The sequence below is a fragment of the Paraburkholderia adhaesiva genome, assembly GCF_021390575.1.
Taxonomy (GTDB): domain Bacteria; phylum Pseudomonadota; class Gammaproteobacteria; order Burkholderiales; family Burkholderiaceae; genus Paraburkholderia; species Paraburkholderia adhaesiva.
On sequence record NZ_JAJEJQ010000003.1, the window covers coordinates 803,316 to 820,349 of the forward strand.

Annotated in this window: 19 protein-coding genes; 16 read left to right on the forward strand and 3 right to left on the reverse strand. The window is 59.1% G+C overall.

What is annotated here, in order from left to right:
• The first annotated feature begins 6 nt into the window (after nucleotides 1–6).
• The 8 genes from L0U80_RS27550 (at nucleotide 7) to L0U80_RS27585 (ending at nucleotide 9,764) form a co-directional block, all read left to right on the forward strand.
• Nucleotides 7–2,100 (forward strand): phospholipase D-like domain-containing protein, encoded by a 2,094-nt coding sequence (locus L0U80_RS27550; RefSeq protein ID WP_233873536.1) that lies wholly within the window; start codon nucleotides 7–9, stop codon nucleotides 2,098–2,100.
• Nucleotides 2,097–3,758, forward strand: coding sequence for an SEL1-like repeat protein (locus L0U80_RS27555; protein WP_233873539.1), 1,662 nt, complete (start codon nucleotides 2,097–2,099; stop codon nucleotides 3,756–3,758). The genes L0U80_RS27550 and L0U80_RS27555 overlap by 4 nt, the downstream gene beginning before the upstream one ends.
• Before the next feature lie 221 nt (nucleotides 3,759–3,979).
• Nucleotides 3,980–4,150, forward strand: a complete 171-nt coding sequence (locus L0U80_RS27560) for a hypothetical protein (protein ID WP_233873542.1) — start codon at nucleotides 3,980–3,982, stop codon at nucleotides 4,148–4,150.
• A gap of 37 nt (nucleotides 4,151–4,187) precedes the next feature.
• Nucleotides 4,188–6,239, forward strand: coding sequence for a phospholipase D-like domain-containing protein (locus L0U80_RS27565; RefSeq protein WP_233873545.1), 2,052 nt, complete (start codon nucleotides 4,188–4,190; stop codon nucleotides 6,237–6,239).
• Entirely contained in the window at nucleotides 6,236–7,597 is a 1,362-nt protein-coding gene (locus L0U80_RS27570; protein ID WP_233873548.1) for an SEL1-like repeat protein, read from the forward strand. Before L0U80_RS27565 ends, L0U80_RS27570 begins: the two co-directional genes overlap by 4 nt.
• A 165-nt stretch (nucleotides 7,598–7,762) precedes the next feature.
• Nucleotides 7,763–9,124: an SEL1-like repeat protein gene (locus L0U80_RS27575; protein ID WP_233873551.1), complete on the forward strand. Its 1,362-nt coding sequence runs from the start codon at nucleotides 7,763–7,765 to the stop codon at nucleotides 9,122–9,124.
• A 26-nt stretch (nucleotides 9,125–9,150) separates the two neighbouring features.
• Nucleotides 9,151–9,414: a PAAR domain-containing protein gene (locus L0U80_RS27580; RefSeq protein WP_233873554.1), complete on the forward strand. Its 264-nt coding sequence runs from the start codon at nucleotides 9,151–9,153 to the stop codon at nucleotides 9,412–9,414.
• A 131-nt stretch (nucleotides 9,415–9,545) separates the two neighbouring features.
• Nucleotides 9,546–9,764 carry a hypothetical protein gene (locus L0U80_RS27585; protein WP_233873557.1) on the forward strand — a complete coding sequence of 73 codons (219 nt, stop codon included), beginning with the start codon at nucleotides 9,546–9,548 and terminating at the stop codon, nucleotides 9,762–9,764.
• 223 nt (nucleotides 9,765–9,987) lie between these two features.
• On the opposite strand, the gene L0U80_RS31585 is transcribed toward L0U80_RS27585, so the two are convergent.
• Complete coding sequence (locus L0U80_RS31585; protein ID WP_308444894.1) at nucleotides 9,988–10,545, reverse strand: DUF3440 domain-containing protein; 558 nt, start codon at nucleotides 10,543–10,545, stop codon at nucleotides 9,988–9,990.
• Between the two features lie 88 nt (nucleotides 10,546–10,633).
• Here L0U80_RS31585 and L0U80_RS27595 point away from each other — a divergent pair, with 88 nt between their 5' ends.
• The 7 genes from L0U80_RS27595 (at nucleotide 10,634) to L0U80_RS27625 (ending at nucleotide 13,643) form a co-directional block, all read left to right on the forward strand.
• Nucleotides 10,634–11,623: a hypothetical protein gene (locus L0U80_RS27595; protein WP_233873563.1), complete on the forward strand. Its 990-nt coding sequence runs from the start codon at nucleotides 10,634–10,636 to the stop codon at nucleotides 11,621–11,623.
• A 48-nt stretch (nucleotides 11,624–11,671) separates the two neighbouring features.
• Entirely contained in the window at nucleotides 11,672–11,824 is a 153-nt protein-coding gene (locus L0U80_RS27600; RefSeq protein ID WP_233873566.1) for a hypothetical protein, read from the forward strand.
• A gap of 158 nt (nucleotides 11,825–11,982) precedes the next feature.
• Complete coding sequence (locus tag L0U80_RS27605) at nucleotides 11,983–12,279, forward strand: hypothetical protein (RefSeq protein WP_233873569.1); 297 nt, start codon at nucleotides 11,983–11,985, stop codon at nucleotides 12,277–12,279.
• Between the two features lie 188 nt (nucleotides 12,280–12,467).
• The gene (locus L0U80_RS27610) at nucleotides 12,468–12,650 is read left to right on the forward strand and encodes a hypothetical protein (RefSeq protein ID WP_233873572.1); all 183 of its coding nucleotides are present in this window, start codon (nucleotides 12,468–12,470) and stop codon (nucleotides 12,648–12,650) included.
• A 94-nt stretch (nucleotides 12,651–12,744) separates the two neighbouring features.
• Nucleotides 12,745–12,990, forward strand: coding sequence for a phage baseplate assembly protein (locus tag L0U80_RS27615; protein WP_233873575.1), 246 nt, complete (start codon nucleotides 12,745–12,747; stop codon nucleotides 12,988–12,990).
• A 182-nt stretch (nucleotides 12,991–13,172) separates the two neighbouring features.
• Nucleotides 13,173–13,307, forward strand: coding sequence for a phage portal protein (locus L0U80_RS27620; RefSeq protein WP_233873906.1), 135 nt, complete (start codon nucleotides 13,173–13,175; stop codon nucleotides 13,305–13,307).
• A gap of 6 nt (nucleotides 13,308–13,313) precedes the next feature.
• Nucleotides 13,314–13,643 carry a hypothetical protein gene (locus L0U80_RS27625; RefSeq protein ID WP_233873578.1) on the forward strand — a complete coding sequence of 110 codons (330 nt, stop codon included), beginning with the start codon at nucleotides 13,314–13,316 and terminating at the stop codon, nucleotides 13,641–13,643.
• A 249-nt stretch (nucleotides 13,644–13,892) separates the two neighbouring features.
• Here the strand turns inward: L0U80_RS27625 and L0U80_RS27630 are convergent, their stop codons facing one another.
• Nucleotides 13,893–15,038 carry a porin gene (locus tag L0U80_RS27630; protein WP_233873581.1) on the reverse strand — a complete coding sequence of 382 codons (1,146 nt, stop codon included), beginning with the start codon at nucleotides 15,036–15,038 and terminating at the stop codon, nucleotides 13,893–13,895.
• A gap of 378 nt (nucleotides 15,039–15,416) precedes the next feature.
• On the opposite strand from L0U80_RS27630, the gene L0U80_RS27635 reads away from it, so the two are divergent.
• Complete coding sequence (locus L0U80_RS27635; protein WP_233873584.1) at nucleotides 15,417–15,959, forward strand: Clp protease/crotonase-like domain-containing protein; 543 nt, start codon at nucleotides 15,417–15,419, stop codon at nucleotides 15,957–15,959.
• A gap of 603 nt (nucleotides 15,960–16,562) precedes the next feature.
• Here L0U80_RS27635 and L0U80_RS27640 read toward each other — a convergent pair.
• Nucleotides 16,563–16,808 (reverse strand): helix-turn-helix domain-containing protein, encoded by a 246-nt coding sequence (locus tag L0U80_RS27640; RefSeq protein WP_042261664.1) that lies wholly within the window; start codon nucleotides 16,806–16,808, stop codon nucleotides 16,563–16,565.
• Nucleotides 16,809–17,034: the final 226 nt, after the last annotated feature.

Sequence of the window (17,034 nt, forward strand, 5' to 3'; positions counted from 1 at the left end):
ATCAGCATGACCAACCTGAAAACGCAGAATCCCGTTGATGTGGCGATTGCCGAGGCGGGGCGGCAGGCACAAGGCTCGGTGCAGTGGCTACTTGAAACACGTACTTGCAAAGATGCGCCGGAGACCACGCTGGGCAACCAGCTCGACTTCTTTATCTGCGGTGAGGACGGTTTCAGAGAGCTGTCCCGGGATCTGCTCAACGCGACAAGAACGGTAGATCTCGTCTGCTGGGGCTTTGATCCAGGCATGGAACTGGTCCGCAGCGCAGATAAATGGCATCCTGGAAAGACCTATGGCGATCTGCTGGAGCAAATCGCGAAGAAGGGCGTCAGGGTGCGGTTGCTGCTTTGGTACGATGACACCGGTTCGTTTGCGCAGAACAATATGCCGGGCTATACAAACGAGCCCGTTTCGATGACGTTGCACCCGCAACAATACATCGCCCAGACGAAGGCCTGGGGGCTCGGTGATCCGTACGGCAATCCGGAGCGTCACCAGTATTGCAAGGAATGGTGGAGCAGAAATCTTCCCGGCGGACCGAATAAGGGAGTCGGAAAAGGAGAGAATCCGAATCTCCAGATCATGCCCAGGGGTATCAACCGGGACATAACGAGCAAGGATGTTGATGCGCTGCTAAAGCACTATCCTGAAGAAAAGGTTATGCCGAGCGATGAAAAGATTGGAGTGGAGCAAAGAATCATCGGTTCGGAATACGACCTACTGACCAAATGCACGACTCATCACCAGAAGCCCGTACTGATCGACTACAACTACAACAATGACGGCGGTAATCAGGCAGTTGGTTACGTGATGGGCCTGAATTCGGTCACGGACTTCTGGGATACGAAGAGCCATGAGATCGATACGACATCCCGGCGTGAAACGTCCGCATACCCAACTACCATGGGAGAAATCCAGCACGAGTATGAGAGTGACGTCCTCAATGCGACATTTTCTTACCAGGAATCCGCTCTTTCACGGGAGCTACAGGAAATCCATAGTGCCCAGTTCCGGTCGCTTCGTCCGTACCAGGACTATGCGTGCCGAATATGCGGACCGGCACTTAAACGGTTACACGAAAATTTCGAGGTTAGCTGGAATTATCTCGCGCATCGTTTTGCGCCACTCCTGCTGCCGGTAGCGGAGCACACCGTGGCAGGTCCGGCTAACCATCTGCCGCCACCGAAGCGGCAACCGGGAAGCGCAACGGGTCAGAACTGCAAGGTGCAGATCGTCCGGACGCAGCCCAGAGAGCAGGAAAAGACCATCAAGAAGCTGTATTTGCAGTCCACAAGCATTGCGCGCGACTACATTTATATCGAGAACCAGTATTTCTTCTATCCGGAGTTCGCCCAGCAACTGAAGATCGAGCGGCAAACGTTCTGCGACAAATGGGCAGCCCTGGCAAATAAACCGCTGATGGAGGTGCCGGCGCTGCATCTGTTCATTGTCATTCCCCATCCGGAGCGCGATCAAATGATCCCGCGTACTTTCGACACCGTGACCGAACTGGGGGCGAGCGACCAGATGCCCGGGCAGGCGAAATTAGCCGATGCAGGCAAGGCGAGCCATGACAACAAAGGCAGCCATCAGGACAAGAAGGGCAACAAGGTGCTGGACCGGGCCAGCGTGCAGGCGCTGCAAAAGACGCTCGGCCTGAAGGTCAGTGTGGCGCGCCTGTGCACGAGTGGCGCGGTGAATGGAAACATGGCGTATCGCGAAATCTACATTCACTCGAAGCTGATGATCATCGACGATGTTTTTCTTACACTTGGTAGTGCGAATATTAATCAGCGTAGCATGTCGGCGGACAGTGAAATCAATATTGCGGTGAATGGAGCGGTCTGGCCCGAGGAGCAGCGCAGGGAGGTATTCAAGCTGCATTCCGGCAATACGATTAGCGGGGATGGTGGACGTAGAGAGATGCCGCAGGTATATAAGGATTGGAACAAACTGGCGAACATTAACTACCAAACGTGGAAAACGGGCGAAATAAACCTTACCGGGTTTCTTGTGAAATTCGAAGACATGCGCAAGACCGATGTCATGTATGCGTCGGTGACCGTGCCGTCGCTGGACTATCCGACGGCGGTCGCATGAGACTCGCCCGGACCCGATACCTGATCGGCCTGTGCCTGGCTCTTGTTGTGACACCGGCCGCTTTTGCCACCTCCCCCATTCAACAGTTGATCACTGCCATGTCCAGTTCCAGTCTGCCGCGCAATACGAAGTTGCCGCTGTTCAATCCGCATCGCAAGGATTTCACCTGCATGTACCAGGCCCAGCATCTGCCGCCCGTCGACCCGCAGGCCGAACTGTGGTTCCAGCAGGCGCTGGCGCTGGACGATCCGACTATCTACTACAAGAAACGGGACTGGAAGAAGATCTACGAGCTTTATCAGCAGGCGGCGGAGCGTAATCACTGGCAGGCCATGCTGAATCTCGCCGCGCTGATCCTGAATACGGACTACCCGGTTCCGGAGCATGACACGGAAGTGGCGATCCGGTGGGTGGAGAAGGCCATGCAGCTTGGCGTACCCGATGCGTGGGACATGATGGGCACCTACCACCAGCACGGGCTCGTCAAGGGCGGCGATGCGACCAGCGCCTATGCGTTTTTCCAGAAGGCGGCCGACATGGGCAGTCCGCGCGCGCAGGTATTTCTTGGCGAGGCCCTGGATGCCGGATGGGACAACCCGGGGAGCGGGTTCTGGGCTAACCAGCCCATCGGCCAGGCGATGCTGAAATGTGCGCTGGCCCAAGGCAATGGGGACGCAGCGGACCAGTTGAGCTTTGACTATGCCGGGACCGGTACTGCCAAAGGCGGTACGCCGGAAGGTAAGCGCCGCGCACTGGAAGTTTTACATGAGGGAGTAAAACTGGGCAGTGCAAAGGCTGCGAATGATCTAGCTTCTGAATTCCGTGGCTTCGCCTTGTCCACTGGTCGCAACATCGTGGGATATGCCGATGAAGCCCGCGCTGACCGCTACAGCAAGCTTGGCGACGCCCTGGAATTCTACGAGGGCCGCCTGAAACTGCCGAACCTCGACAAGGTGCTGCCGCTGCCGCCCGCGCGGCTGCCGAAATGGAACGGCAATGTCCAGACGCTGATCGACGCGGCCAAGGCCGTCACGCCGCCCATCAAACTGGCCCCGGAGCAGCAGCGGCCCGGCCGGGCAGCGATTCCACTGGGCTATACGGTTCCTTCGCTCTCGCCGACCGCACGTACCCAGGCGGGCAACGAACCGGTGGCGGAAACGGGCTACTGGATTGCGCTGGACCGCAATGCCGCGACGGCGGGCGGCTATACGCCGGCATTCGTTCGCGGTGGATACCCCGAGTACTACCGGGTCGGGGAACGATTCGAACCGCCGCCCGCCAACTGGATGACGGCAGAGCAGGTGCGCTGGCACTTCCTGGGCGAGGCCTACCGCAAGCCGCAGCCGCAGGAATACCTGCCGACGCTCGTCAAGGCGGGACTGATCCGGCAGCTTGAGGCCGAAGCCTCGCCGCCGCTGGTCTGCGCCGGTACCCGGCCGTGTCCACAGACCGGCATCTGGGAAGGGCGCGTGGCAGCGGACCATCCACTGTCCAAACTCTACAACCACTGGTATCGCCAGACGTTCGTCGAGCAAGGAAATGCGTTTCCCGATCCCCATGGTCAGGATCTGGACATTGCCGCGCGCGAGGTACGGTGGACGTGGCTAGGCAGTCCGAACGCACAGCGCGTGCCGGGCGTGTACGACATCGCACTTTGAGATCATCGAGTGATAGTGTGGCACGGTGGTGGACGGATGGCCTGCCGGGAAATCTAGCTTCACTCGAAGCTGATGTTCATCGACGATATGTTCCTGACGCTTTGCAGTGCGAACCTGAACCAGTGCAGCATGTCGGCGGACAGTGAATTCTATATTACGGTGAATGGAGCGGGCTGGCCTACAGAACAGCGCGGGAAGGTAGCGAGAAGATCGATGAGGGCGTGACTGACGAGTATGGCCGAGTGGTGGTGAAAAGCCATCAGCCAGACACGAAAGCCTACACAGTCAAGCCGTGCAACGGCGGGCAGCTCAATCTGATGCTCAAGGACGCACCGAATTCCGATCCGAACCATATCGACCAGCGCACACATCGCGGTGTACGCGCCACCTGATAGGCCAATCCTTTGATAAAAGTAAGGCATATTGACCATGTCTGACCTGAAAACACAAAACCCCGTTGACGTCGCCATTGCCGAGGCTGGCCGCCAGGCGCAGGGCTCGGTTCAATGGTTACTCGAGAAGAAGACCTGTCCGGACGCGCCCGAGACTACCGAGGGAAATGATCTCAAGTTGTTTTACTGCGGCCAGCAGGGTTTCGATCAATTGTCCAGCGATCTGCTCGACGCGAAATCAAGCGTTGACCTCATCTGCTGGGGCTTTGATCCGGGTATGGAGCTTGGTCGCGGCTCCGGCCCGTGGCCGCGCGGCATGAGGTATGGCGACGTGCTTGAACAACTGGCAAAAGACGGAAAAAAAGTCAGGCTGCTGCTTTGGTTCCACCCACGGGCGTCGAGAAAACAGAACAGCATGCCCGGCTATACCGACGTGCCAGTCAACGCGTTCACGAGCCCCGTCCAGCGGGCCGTTCAGGGTGACGACCCCTACGGCAACAAGGCGCGTCATGAGTGGTGCAAGGCCTGGTGGGCACGGCATGGTGTTACACATGATCGCGTTGATCCACGCAAGGCCACGTATCCCGACCATCTCCAGATTGTTTTGCGCGGTATTGATACGAATGCCGTGAAGGAACTGTTGGCTGCCGACATCAAGGAAGAGGACCCGCCCGATTCGTCCTGGCTGAACCCGACTGATGAGGCGGCCTTGCTCTGGAACTACCCGACACATCACCAGAAACCTGTCCTGATCGACTATGCGCACGACGGCGGGAGCAAGGCTGTCGGGTTCGTGATGGGACTGAACTCTGTCACGGACTATTGGGATACGGTTGAGCACGAGATAGAAACGGATCTGCGTGAAACCGGGACGACATCCACACGGCAAGCGGAAACTGACCACGAATACAAAAGTGATTTTCCTTACGGAAATCCAGACGACCGGGAAAAGCTGGCGGCGATTCACGGCGGAGATTACAAATCCATCCGCCCGTACCAGGACTACGCCTGTCGTGTGGTGGGGCCAGCGCTGAAGCGGCTGCACCAGAATTTCGAGAACGGCTGGAACATGTTTGCGCCGTCGCAGTGGAAAACTTCGGCGAAGGATAGCGATCCGCTGCCACCGAAGATTCCCACACTGGAAAAGGATCCGGCGCAGCAGGTGCAGATTGTCCGGACCCAGGCGGCCGAGAACGAGAAGACCATCAAGAGGCTCTATTTCCAGGCGACCAGCGTTGCGCGCAACTACATCTACATCGAGAACCAGTACTTCTTCTATCCGGAGTTCGCGCGTCATCTGAAGAAGGAGCGGAAAAAGTTCTGCCGCGCGTGGGCGAAGCTGGCAAAAAAGCCGATGACGAAGGTGCCGAACCTGCACCTGTTCATTGTCACTCCCCATCCGGAGGATGACGGCATGGTGCCCCGCACGTTTGACACGCTGACCGAGTTTGGAAAGAGCGACGCGATGCCCGCGCAGGCAGGGTATGTTGATGCGGGAAAGTCCGATCAGAAATACGCGAATTCAACGCAGGGGACCTACACCACGACATACGATGACGATACCGGCAACCCGCACAGCGTGGCGCGCACTCATCCTGTACTGGACCGGCCGAGTGTGGACACGCTGGAAAATACGATGGGGCTGAAGGTCAGCGTGGTGCGCCTGTGCACGAGTGGATCGGTTGGCGGAAAGATGGCTTATCGGGAAATTTACATCCATTCGAAACTGATGATCATTGATGACGCGTTCTTCACGCTCGGAAGTGCGAATCTGAACCAGCGCAGCATGTCGGTCGATAGCGAGATCAATATCGCGGCGACGGGCGCGGACCATGCAACCACATTGCGCGGTGATGTGTTCAGACTCCATTCAGGAGGTGACATCAATGGAGACGGGGGGCGAAGTGGAATGCCCGATGTGTATAAGTCATGGGATGACCGTGCAAGTAAAAACTTCGACAAATGGAAAGCAGGAAAGGAAAAAATGAATGGTTTTCTGATGAAGTTCGAGGACCAGCGCTCTACCAGTACGAAACACGCCATGAATACGGTGCCATCCTCAGCAGACAGTCAGAGTGCACTGGTATGAGATTTTCCCTTCGATATCTAGCTGCGCTGTGCCTTCTTCTTGTTGTGGCACAAACCGCGTTGGCCGAGTCCAAAATCCATCAATTGATAACCGCCATGTCCAGTTCCGATCTTCCCCGTTACACAAAGCTGCCGCTGTTCGAGCCGCACCGCAAGGAGTTCGCCTGCGTCTATCAGGACCAGCACCTGCCGCCCGTCGATGCGCAGGCCGATCTGTGGTTCCAGCAGGCACTCGCCATGGAACTTGATCCCGAGATCTACTGGGAGGACAAGGACTGGAGAAAGATTTATCAGTTATACCAGCAGGCCGCCGATGGCAACCACTGGAAAGCGATGCTTAATCTTGCCAGCCTGATCCTGAGCGAGTATCCGGTTCCCGAGAAAAACCCGGAGACGGCAATCCGCTGGGTGGAGAAAGCGATGCAGCTCGGGGTGCCCGACGCCTGGGACACCATGGGCATCTACCACAGGAAGGGCATTGTCCGGGGCGGGAGCGCCACGAGTGCCTATGCGTTTTTCCAGAAGGCGGCAGACATGGGCAGCCCCTCGGCACAGGCGTTCCTCGGGGCAGCGCTGGATGCCGGGTGGGACAATCCGGGCAACGGGTTCTGGGCAAACATGCCCATTGCAATGAAGATGCTGGAATGCGCAGTAGCGCAAGGCTCTGGCGACGCCGCGTATGAACTGGCGTATCGTTATGCAGATCCGGGAACACCTGAAGCTAAATCCCGCGCATTGAAAATATTGCAGGAAGGCGTGAAATTCGGTAGTGCGAAGTGCGCGAATAGATTGTCTGTTCAGTTTAATGGTTTAGACCTGACTAATGGCGAGAGCTTGGTCGCTTATATCGACAAAGCCCGTTCAGAGCGCTACAGCAAAATTGGTGATGCCCTGGACTGGTATGGGGGCACTCTTAAACTCCCCAACCTCGACAAGGTACTGCCGCTTCCTCCCGCAGTCTTGCCAAAATGGAACGGCGACGTCCAGACGCTAATCGACGCCGCAAAGGCCGTGACCGCGCCAGTGAAGACCCCGGCCAGCGCGCCGCACCCCGATCCCCGGGCAGCCTTGGTCAAATCCGGCCTGCTACGTCCGCTCGCGGACTGGCCGCAGCCTTTGCGCTGTGATGGTGGAACGAAATGCCCGCAGACCGGTATATGGGAGGCGCGCGTGGCCCCAGATCACCCGCTTGCTGCCCTCTATAACCGCTGGGACCGGCAGGCATTTGTTGAGAAGGGCGCCAACTTTCCCGACCCGCAACAGCAGCATCTCGACATTTCGGCGCATGACGTTCGATGGACGTGGCTCGGTAGTCCCAATCCGGTGCATATCGCCGACGTTTACACGATTGCCCTGTAGGCTGGCGGTGATCGACAGGAGAAAGAATGGTACGTCAGATATATGGAAAGGTGGAAAGGAGAAAATGAAGGGATTCCTGATGAAGTTCGAGGGCCAGCGCTCTACCAGCACGAAACACGCCATGAATATGGCGCCATCCTCAGCAGACAGTCAGAGTGCACTGGTATGAGATCCCCCCTTCGATATCTAGCCGGTCTGTGCCTTCTTCTTGTCGTGGCACAGGTCGCCTTGGCGGAGTCCAAAATCCATCAATTGATAACCGCCATGTCCAGTTCCGATCTGCCCCGTTACACCAAGCTGCCGCTGTTCGAGCCGCACCGCAAGGAGTTCACCTGCGTCTATCAGGACCCGCACCTGCCGCCCGTCGACGCGCAGGCCGATCTGTGGTTCCAGCAGGCACTCGCCATGGAACTTGACCCCGAGATCTACTGGAAGGACAAGGACTGGAGCAAGATTTATCGGCTGTACCAGCAGGCCGCCGATCGCAACCACTGGAAGGCGATGCTCAATCTTGCCAGCCTGATCCTGAGTGTGTATCCGGTTCCCGAGAAAAACCCGGAGACGGCAATCCGCTGGGTGGAGAAAGCGATGCAGCTTGGGGTGCCCGACGCCTGGGACACCATGGGCATCTACCACAGGAAGGGCATTGTCCGGGGAGGGAGCGCCACGAGCGCCTATGCGTTTTTCCAGAAAGCGGCAGATATGGGCAGCCCCTCGGCACAGGCGTTCCTGGGCGCAGCGCTGGATGCCGCTTGGGACAATCCGGGCAACGGGTTCTGGGCCAATCTGCCTGTCGGAACGAAAATGCTCGAGTGCGCTGTTGCCCAAGGTAATGGCGACGCTGCGCATGAGCTTGGGTTCGTATACGCGCGCCCTCATACCCCAGAAGCCAAGCTTCGCGCTCTGAAGGTTCTACAGGTTGGGGTAAAGCTAGGGAGTGGAAAATGTGCCAGTTATCTGAGCAGTCAATTTAGGGGGATGGACCTGGCCGAAGGTGAGAACCTCCCGGGCTATATCGATGAAGCTCGGGAAGATCGCTATACCAAGATCAGCGATATTCTGGAGTGGTATGAAGGTACCCTGAAGCTTCCCAACCTTGACAAGGTACTACCGCTTCCTCCCGCCGCCCTGCCGAAATGGAACGGCGACGTCCAGACGCTGATCGACGCAGCCAAGGCCGTTACCCCGCCAGTGAAGCCCCCGGCCAGCGCGCCGCAGCCCGATCCCCGGGCGGCCCTGGTCAAATCCGGCTTGCTACGTCCGCTTGCGGACTGGCCCCAACCAATGAGCTGCGATGGTGGAAGAAAATGCCCACAGACTGGAATATGGGAGGCGCGCGTGGCCGCCCGTCACCCGCTTGCTGCACTCTATAACCGCTGGGACCGGCAGGCATTTGTTGAGAAGGGCGCCAACTTTCCCGACCCGCAACAGCAGCATCTGGACATATCGGCGCATGACGTTCGCTGGACCTGGCTCGGCAGCCCCAACCAGATTCACATCGCTAACGTTTACAAGATTGCCTTGTAGGCTGGTCATGATCGACAGGAGAAAGAATGGCACGTCAGATTATCGTCACCGGCGACACGCTCGCCCCATACGGGGGAAAAGTTATCGGTGGATCGGAGAAGGACAACATTGACGGACGAAAGCCTGCCCGCAAGGGCGATGAGGTGAACTGTGCTGAGCACGGCGTCAATCCAATTGTCGAGGGAGATGATTCGACGCTGGTCGACGACAGGCCCGTAGCGCTCGAAGGGCATCACGCTGCATGCGGTTGCACATTGGTGAGCCTGCAGGAAACGACACGCGTGGGGTGACAGAAAAGCGAAATGGCAAGCGCCACAGCCTGTACGGATGCAGCCTGACTTCGAATATCAAGTGGACCGGCCAGTCTTTCGTAGACCCCTTCGGTTGCCAGAAATTATGGCTCAAAGGCGTGTGCGGAAGGTTGGCCGGTCCAATCGCGCTCTTGTGGATGCTGTCGCCGCCGAAGCGAATCGTTGAGCACGACACGGCGCAGCCGGTTACGCAACACGGGAAGCTCGACCACGTGTGCTACGTCATCGGTGCATCAACCGCGTCCGGCCATGCGATTTCGCTGGATCGAAAGGTCTGCACCGACAGGTTCGGGCAGACCACGGATATGACGCTCGCACACACGAGCTAGGCCAAGGATAAGAACGATGACCAATTATCAATACATCGCCGAAATGAACACGGCTTTTGGCAACGAACGGGGCGATGCGCAAAACATCGACTGGGACCGCATCCGGAGCCAGTGCGAGAACATCGGCCACGAGTTCGGCGAACTGCTGGTGGCTCTCGGTGGTGACAGTGCACAGGTCGAAGACCTGATTGCGAAGATCGGCACCGTTCAATTCCGGGGGGCGTTACCCCTTGAAGTCGCCTTTGAGCGCAATCTGTGCGAATGCACGCCAGCACACGCCCGTCATCGGGTCCGCCGGTTCCTCGGGGAACGGCCGGCGCGTTTTCTTCTGGTGCAGTTCAATCGCCGTGCGCAGCGAGAGCGCGACGCGCGAGCGCCACGGCTCGGGGTACAGGTCCGCCACGCGCCAGGTCCATTCGCGCCAGGTGACCCCTTCCAGGGGCGCTGCGGGATGATGCCCATAGAGGTCCGTGAGGGCATAGCGCGCCGCCGTCGTCGCGCCCCGTACGCGCGCAGTCATCCTGCGCCACAGGTCGGGATAGCAGACCGCCCACGTACGGAGCAGCGTGAGCGGTTCCGCCAAACGGCGGGCAGACGCGCCGCAGAGGGCGGGGCAGTCCCATGGCTTCGAAGCGGTCAGAGGTGGCGTTGTAGTCCCAGCCGAAACGCGACGGCGCCACCCACACATCCCCAAACGTCCAGTCATAGGCCGGATCGCGCAGCAACAGGTTACGCGCGTGCGGTGACGAGTGAAGTAGTTGTCGATGCGTTTCGTCGTCATGCGCAGCCTTTGCGTCCGCTTAGCGCGATCGGTTCATGTTTCGCCGGTTGCGAAGTGCGCCTCGGGTTCGCCGAGGTCGGCAAGCTGATTGCGGACATGCGCGGCGAGGCGTTGCGGTCAGCCGTTCGAGGTCCGCGATACCGAACTCGGTGGCGAGGAATGGCGCGACCTTCGAGGTACAGGCCAGCCACGCGTCGCGCTGCTCGCGGCACAGATCGAACACGACCGTCTGCGCGACGGAGACCTCGACCAGCGAACCCGATTTGTGCTCGTATTCGAGGCGGCGCAGCAGGGCGAGCCAGTTTTCTTTCAGCTGCAACGCTTCGCCGTAGGCCGCGGGCGCGCGTTCGAACTGCGCTTTACGTTCATCGCGGCGGGTCAGCAGCAATTCCCGTCGTTTTCGGTTGCCACGCAGGCACAGACCGGGCTATCCGCCGTGGCCACGTTCGCCGCCGCTGCGCAGAACTTCGCCAGCCAGCTTTCCGCCCTGCTGACGACACCGCCGCTGGTGGGCGAACTGGAGCGCACCGCGCAGCCCATCACGCAGCGCGCCACGAATCTCGTGTCGATGGTCCCGACGCTCTCGGGCAACTATGGGTGCTACGTGGGCCAGTACACCGCAAGCGTCAGGAATCCTTCGACCACGCTCGCGCAGCTTTCGGGGCAGGCCGCGCAGGCGCGCGAGTCAACGCACCACGACGGCGCGGCGCTCGTCGCTGCGCCCAGCGTTGCCGATCCGGCGGGCATGAGCGCCGCCGCACAGACGCTCGTTGCAGCGGTGCAGGGTGCGAACCCGGACCCGCATCAGGCCGTGCAGTCGCTGCTCGGACTGCAACGCAATACCGTGATGCAGACGCGTGCCAATGCGGCGCTCACCGCCGCAAACACGGTCAGCGGCGCGCTTTACCGGCGTAGCGCGGTCATTGCGCTCGCCAGCAGTACGGCCAGTTATGCGCTCGCCTCGTATGACAACGCCCGGACTCTGAGCTCGACCGGGTGCGATGCGCTGGATACCGAAATCGTGTTGGCAGCGGATGCGGGCAACGACACGACGTTCCGCGCGCTTGTGGCGCTCTAAACCGCCGTCATTCAGGATCTGACCACGCGCGGTGCGACGCTCGCGACGATGCAGGGCATCACGCACGCGCAGTCGATGCCGCTGCTCGTGCTCGCGTACCGGCTCTATCAGGACGTGTCGCGCTATAGTGGGCTGCTTGAACAGTTCGACCCAATCAATCCGTGTTTCGCACCCGCGTCTTTCAGCGTGCCCGTGGCATAGTCACAAAAAAATGCGCGGCCCTTCCGGACGCCGCGCACTGTTTGCATCACCCGATGCGCCTAGCGCCGCGCGGGAATCCCGGTGCCGAAATCGCCAGTCTGTCCACCCTGTAGCTGGCCGGATACCGCGCCTGCGCGTTCCCGCACTCCGTTGCCGCGTTGAATATCTCCCTCGGTCTGAGAACGCATTTCCGCACCGCGTTCGCGGATGGCTTCCGATTTACGTATTCCCGCCTCTCGCCCGCGCACGGCTTCCGAATTACGCATTTCCGCCTCTCGCCCGCGCACGGCTTCCGAATTACGCATTTCCGCCCCGCGCCCGCGCACGGCTTCCGAATTACGCATTTCCGCCCCGCGTCCACGCATGGCATCCGCGCCACGCTGTATTTCAGCCTGGTGTGCCTGATTGACACCAAACTCGGCTGCATGCGCGGGAATAGATGTGATCGCACCTAACCCTGCGAAAAGGAAAGCGAGTTTTAGACGTTGCATGTGTTCACCTCTGTATTGTCAGCGATTGCACGCAAAAAATGCGTACACCAGCTTAACGCCTGCACGCGACAGACGTCGACCATTCCTCCTCCTGTATGACAATCCTTGACCCTCGCAGGGTGCGCAACAAACCGTTACGCAGGCCATGACAAATGGACGATGTTGCGCTGACCGTCACCGCTTCGTCGTGGCGCGACGCGGCGGGTACGCTCTACTCGCCTAACACACTCGCTGCGCTCTCGATGCCGCAACTGAAACTCATAAACGGCCAGATGTTCACGATTGGCGAAGTGACGTACTCCGGCGCGACAGCAGCGGGACCGCGTGCGACCTGACGCTGATGCCGCCCCAGGCGTTCCAGCCCGAACCCGTCCTCTATCTGCCGCTGGCGCAGGACGCTGCCGCCGCGCTTACGACAGGTTAGTCCCAGTGCGAACTGGAATCGCTGTTCTGGAGTCTCGTGCGTCGCTCGGGCGCGGGCGTATCCGGCGCGTGGACGACAGCGGCGCGGCGCAACGCATCCAGGTACAGCTCTCGAAGAACGAAACACGGGACACCACGCCGCGCCTCGCGGAATACGGTTTCCAGTCGAACCCGCCTGCGGGCAGCGACGCCGTTGCGGTGTTTCTCGGCGGCAACCGCTCGAATGGCGTCGTCATCGCGTGCGGCAGCTAGCAGTCCCGCATGCGCACCCTCGCCGGTGGCGAAGTCGCCATCAGTGACGATAAGGGACAGTCGGTGTATCTGAGCGCGTCGGGCATTGTCGTGAACGGCGGCGGTCTGCCCGTGACCATCACGAACACCCCTGAAATCACGGAGGACTCATCGCGGCGGCGCTCGGCCTGTCCGCAGAACCGATCACCCCGGACTGGAGCAAGACCAATTACAGCAGTGCGCGCGCCGCGCTTCTCGAAGCGTGGAAAACGTTACAACGGCGGCGCGACAAATTCTGGCTGAACTTCGCTAGCCCGTTTTATGGTGCATCGTTATAGGAAGTCATGGAGCGCGGCGAGGTACCGTTACCGGCTGGCGCCCCGCACTATTTCGAGGCACGCGCGGCGTATTCGCGCTGCTTGTGGACCGGTGTGGCGCGCGGCTGGATTGATCCGACGAAGGAACATGCAGGCGCAGTCATGGGAATGGACGCGGCACTCTCGACGCTCAAGCGCGAATGCGCCGAACAGGGCCTCGACGATGAGGAAGTGTTGCACCAGCGCGCGGCGGAAATCCGGCTCATTCTGAAGCTCGGTTTGACGCTTCCCGATTGGGCCGGCGCATATGCAGCCGTGTCCCTTGCGAGCCCGCCCGAATCATCCTCGCCGCGGTAGAACGGCAGATAAAAAACGCCCGATAAAGCGGGCGAAGCGCAAGTGCGGAGCTAAAGCATGAAAGCACTAGAAATCAGCGAATTTCCAAAACTCCCAAGGGATCCGTCGTATTCGGTGCGATACGCTATCAACGCAACGGCAACATTCGCCTACCCGGCATCAGAAAACATCCGTGCAATATTCAAGAGTATCAAAAACGAAAACGCCACCGCTGAAACGGTGGCGCATGCTGCTTACGTCGTTCCAGACTTAGAAGCGATGGCGCATACCGACCGTTGCAGCAACCTGGTTCTGCGTGGTCGATGCAGGCAACAGGCCGGCAATGCTGGCCGAGTTGGCAATAACATCTGTACCGTCATTGTAGATATTGCCCGAGGCGTGCTGATAGGCGCCCGCTACATAGACGTCCGTTCGCTTGCTAAGCGAATAGTCCACGCCGAGGGTTGCGGAATGCCATTTCGGATCGCTGGAAGTCGATCCCGCGCCAGTCGTTTTGCCGTAGGTGAAGGTATAGTTGCCAACGACCGCGAGTGCCGGCGTGAGGCTGTATGTGCCATTGACCTCGATATTGTCAAAACGCGCATTCAGGCCACTCACGCCGAACGTCGATCCCTGAATGCGGGTACGTGTCCAGAGCACACCTGCGGTGCCCGGCCCGAACGCGTAGTTCGCACCGACACCGAAGGTGCGCTTGACGTCGCCGCCGAACGGCACCGTAGCCGCAGCGCTTGCATTGGTCGCGGCGTTGAGGTCCGTATTCGTCTGGTCATACGCAGCAGCGACCGTCAACGGTCCCACCGAGTAACCCGCGCCTACGCTCCAGGCACGGCCATTCGAAAACTGGCCCGCGTCGTTGCTGAAGCCGTACAGACCGCCAAAGTGGAAGCCGGAGTAGTTGGCGCTTTCGTACTTGATCGAATTGTTGATGGAGTATTGCGCGCCGATATTGTCATTGTTCAACGGATGCGCCGCGAGATTCACCACGCCTGCCTGACCCGCCAACGACAGCGGCGAGAGGTAGTCAACTACGGAATCGTATTGCTTGCCGAGCGTCAGCGTACCGTATTGCGTGCTCTGGATACCAACATAAGCCTGACGGTTAAACATCGAGCCGTTGCTGTTGAATCCACCGTTCGAAAGATCGAAACCCGATTCCAGTCTGAAGATCGCCTTCAAACCACCACCCAGGTCTTCAGTGCCCTTCAATCCGAAATAGGTATTCGAAAGCAGGCTGCTCGATTGAAGCCACGCGCTGTGCCCGCCCGCGTTGTTTACATACGCGATACCAGCGTCCAGCGAACCGTAGAGGGTGACGCTGCTTTGCGCGTGTGCTGCAACACTGAATGCGCCAAGTGCGGCAACAGCAAGCAAGGTCTTATTGAGTTTGATTTTCATTTTTGCACGTTCCTTTTCTGAGGCAATTACACATTTGCAGGCCGCAAATGATTAAGGTAAGGCTGTCGGGTTCTCACTGGCCGGGTAGGGGAAGTAACAACACCTGCAAGGATGGACTGGCATTTACGCGCGGGATGCCATGAAATGAAGAAAAAAAGCGCCCTGTTGGGCGCGTAAAAAGGTGGGGCTCACCTACCGGAGTAATTAATGCGGATAAAAGAAGCTCACCTGTGTCCTTGCGTTCAAAGCCGCACCAATACAGCGATGTCGAGACCTTTATGGACCCAAAGAATCCTGACACTGTATGGGTAGCGATGCTATCAACGCAGGTAACCCGCCAGCATTAAGAATCGTTAAAATTTGGTTCGCAATTCTGAAATGCTTGATCACGCTCATCTGTCGAAGCGTCTATTTAACGTGCCGCTTGCCATCACGCCTGACAAGCTCGGAATCGTCATGGCTGCGCTGGCGAATCGTTTCGGCCTCACGCGCGTGCTTCGCACCGATGGCGAAATCGTGCTGCTCGATGGTCGTTACGATCCAGGCGAACCGGCGCAGGAACGGCCCTACGAAGTGATTGAGGGCGTCGCGCTCATTCCGATCCACGACACGCTCGTGGCCAAGCTCGGCACGCTGCACCCGTACTCGGGCATGACGGGCTATGACGGCATCCACGCGAATCTCGCGATGGCGCTCGCCGACGACACGGTGCGCGCCGTCGTGCTCGATATCGACTCGCCCGGTGGCGAGGTGGCCGGATGTTTCGATCTGGTCGATGCGATCCACGCCGCACGCGGCACGAAGCCCCTGCACGCCATCCTCACCGAAAACGCGTTCAGCGCGGCCTACGCTGTGGCGATGGATCAAGGGCTACGATGCCGCCCGACAGGCTGGTATCGTGGTAAACGCAACCGAGGTTGAGCCGGCAGCATTCGTCCCGGTGGTAAGGCTCGAGGACGCGGTCGCGTCGATCGCGCAGGAAAGTCCCCCGAAAATCCTGAGACATCGCCAGCGCCCACGCGAACTGGGTTGGCACGTTCGCTGGCACAACCGGCGTCGGCGGCGCGCATATCGGCGACATTGCCCAACGGCGTAGTGATTGAGCTCGAATGTCCAGGACAGGATGCGTCGCTCGTGAGCGCGATGATCGCCGCACTTGGAGCGCACTGATGTTGCTCGTCGCAAGCGATATAAGTCTGAGTTGCTGCACCTGTGACGAAACCCACTGCGAAGGTGGGTTTTCTTTTGTGCACTTAATTTTACATAAATATAATTGCCGAATTTTTGATACGCATTCCAAACTAAATGATGCACGGATCTTCTCATCTGAGATGAGCGCATCCATGACCTGAAGATTGAGGCATGAAAATCTTCCGGACGCCCTGCAGTCCTTCTCGGGGAGAGGTGCGGTGCTGCGCCGTCGCTAAAACGACTTCGGACTTTATAAGCATCATCAGATGCCTGCAGTGGGTCGGAGCCGAATAGGCCATCGATCTAAACTGCAATCGGTCAATGGATTCCGCCTCAAAGACCCGCGCTTTTGAGAAGTTTCGAAGGCGAAATCTCCAGAGCGTCGGCAATTCGAATGAGGTTTAGGATGGACAGATTGCGTTCCCCTCGTTCGATCTTCCCCATATGACTGCGGTCGATTCCGGTCGCGTGGGCAAGGGCCTCTTGGGAGACGCCAAATTCCTGCCGACGAGCACGAACCGTCGCCCCAATGGCGGCCAGATGTCCCGCGTCGTCCATTTTGACCGATACCCGTTGCATCCCGTGATGGTCGCGGTATGATGGTCATTTGGCCACGGCATTTACGACCCATTTTGGATGATTGCCGATAGATTTTGAGTTTGGGCGTGTGATTCGGAGTCGGGGCGAAACCGCCGCGTGCTTCAGTCGGTCATGGCTAACGCGGGAGCGGGCATCACGGCCTGCTTGCGCGCGCGGCAAGTGTCGCCGGCCAGCGCAGGTTGCGGAGGTCGTCTTTCTGCGGGGC

What these genes read in the sequence shown, in the direction of transcription:
- L0U80_RS27630 (WP_233873581.1), bottom strand. Translation starts at nt 15,038, where the DNA reads ATGAAAATCAAACTCAATAAGACCTTGCTTGCTGTTGCCGCACTTGGC.
- L0U80_RS27575 (WP_233873551.1), top strand. Translation starts at nt 7,763, where the DNA reads ATGAGATCCCCCCTTCGATATCTAGCCGGTCTGTGCCTTCTTCTTGTC.
- L0U80_RS27555 (WP_233873539.1), top strand. Translation starts at nt 2,097, where the DNA reads ATGAGACTCGCCCGGACCCGATACCTGATCGGCCTGTGCCTGGCTCTT.
- L0U80_RS27570 (WP_233873548.1), top strand. Translation starts at nt 6,236, where the DNA reads ATGAGATTTTCCCTTCGATATCTAGCTGCGCTGTGCCTTCTTCTTGTT.
- L0U80_RS27580 (WP_233873554.1), top strand. Translation starts at nt 9,151, where the DNA reads ATGGCACGTCAGATTATCGTCACCGGCGACACGCTCGCCCCATACGGG.
- L0U80_RS27600 (WP_233873566.1), top strand. Translation starts at nt 11,672, where the DNA reads ATGCAGGGCATCACGCACGCGCAGTCGATGCCGCTGCTCGTGCTCGCG.
- L0U80_RS27640 (WP_042261664.1), bottom strand. Translation starts at nt 16,808, where the DNA reads ATGCAACGGGTATCGGTCAAAATGGACGACGCGGGACATCTGGCCGCC.
- L0U80_RS27565 (WP_233873545.1), top strand. Translation starts at nt 4,188, where the DNA reads ATGTCTGACCTGAAAACACAAAACCCCGTTGACGTCGCCATTGCCGAG.
- L0U80_RS27635 (WP_233873584.1), top strand. Translation starts at nt 15,417, where the DNA reads ATGCTTGATCACGCTCATCTGTCGAAGCGTCTATTTAACGTGCCGCTT.
- L0U80_RS27610 (WP_233873572.1), top strand. Translation starts at nt 12,468, where the DNA reads ATGGACGATGTTGCGCTGACCGTCACCGCTTCGTCGTGGCGCGACGCG.
- L0U80_RS27550 (WP_233873536.1), top strand. Translation starts at nt 7, where the DNA reads ATGACCAACCTGAAAACGCAGAATCCCGTTGATGTGGCGATTGCCGAG.
- L0U80_RS31585 (WP_308444894.1), bottom strand. Translation starts at nt 10,545, where the DNA reads ATGACGACGAAACGCATCGACAACTACTTCACTCGTCACCGCACGCGC.
- L0U80_RS27625 (WP_233873578.1), top strand. Translation starts at nt 13,314, where the DNA reads ATGGAGCGCGGCGAGGTACCGTTACCGGCTGGCGCCCCGCACTATTTC.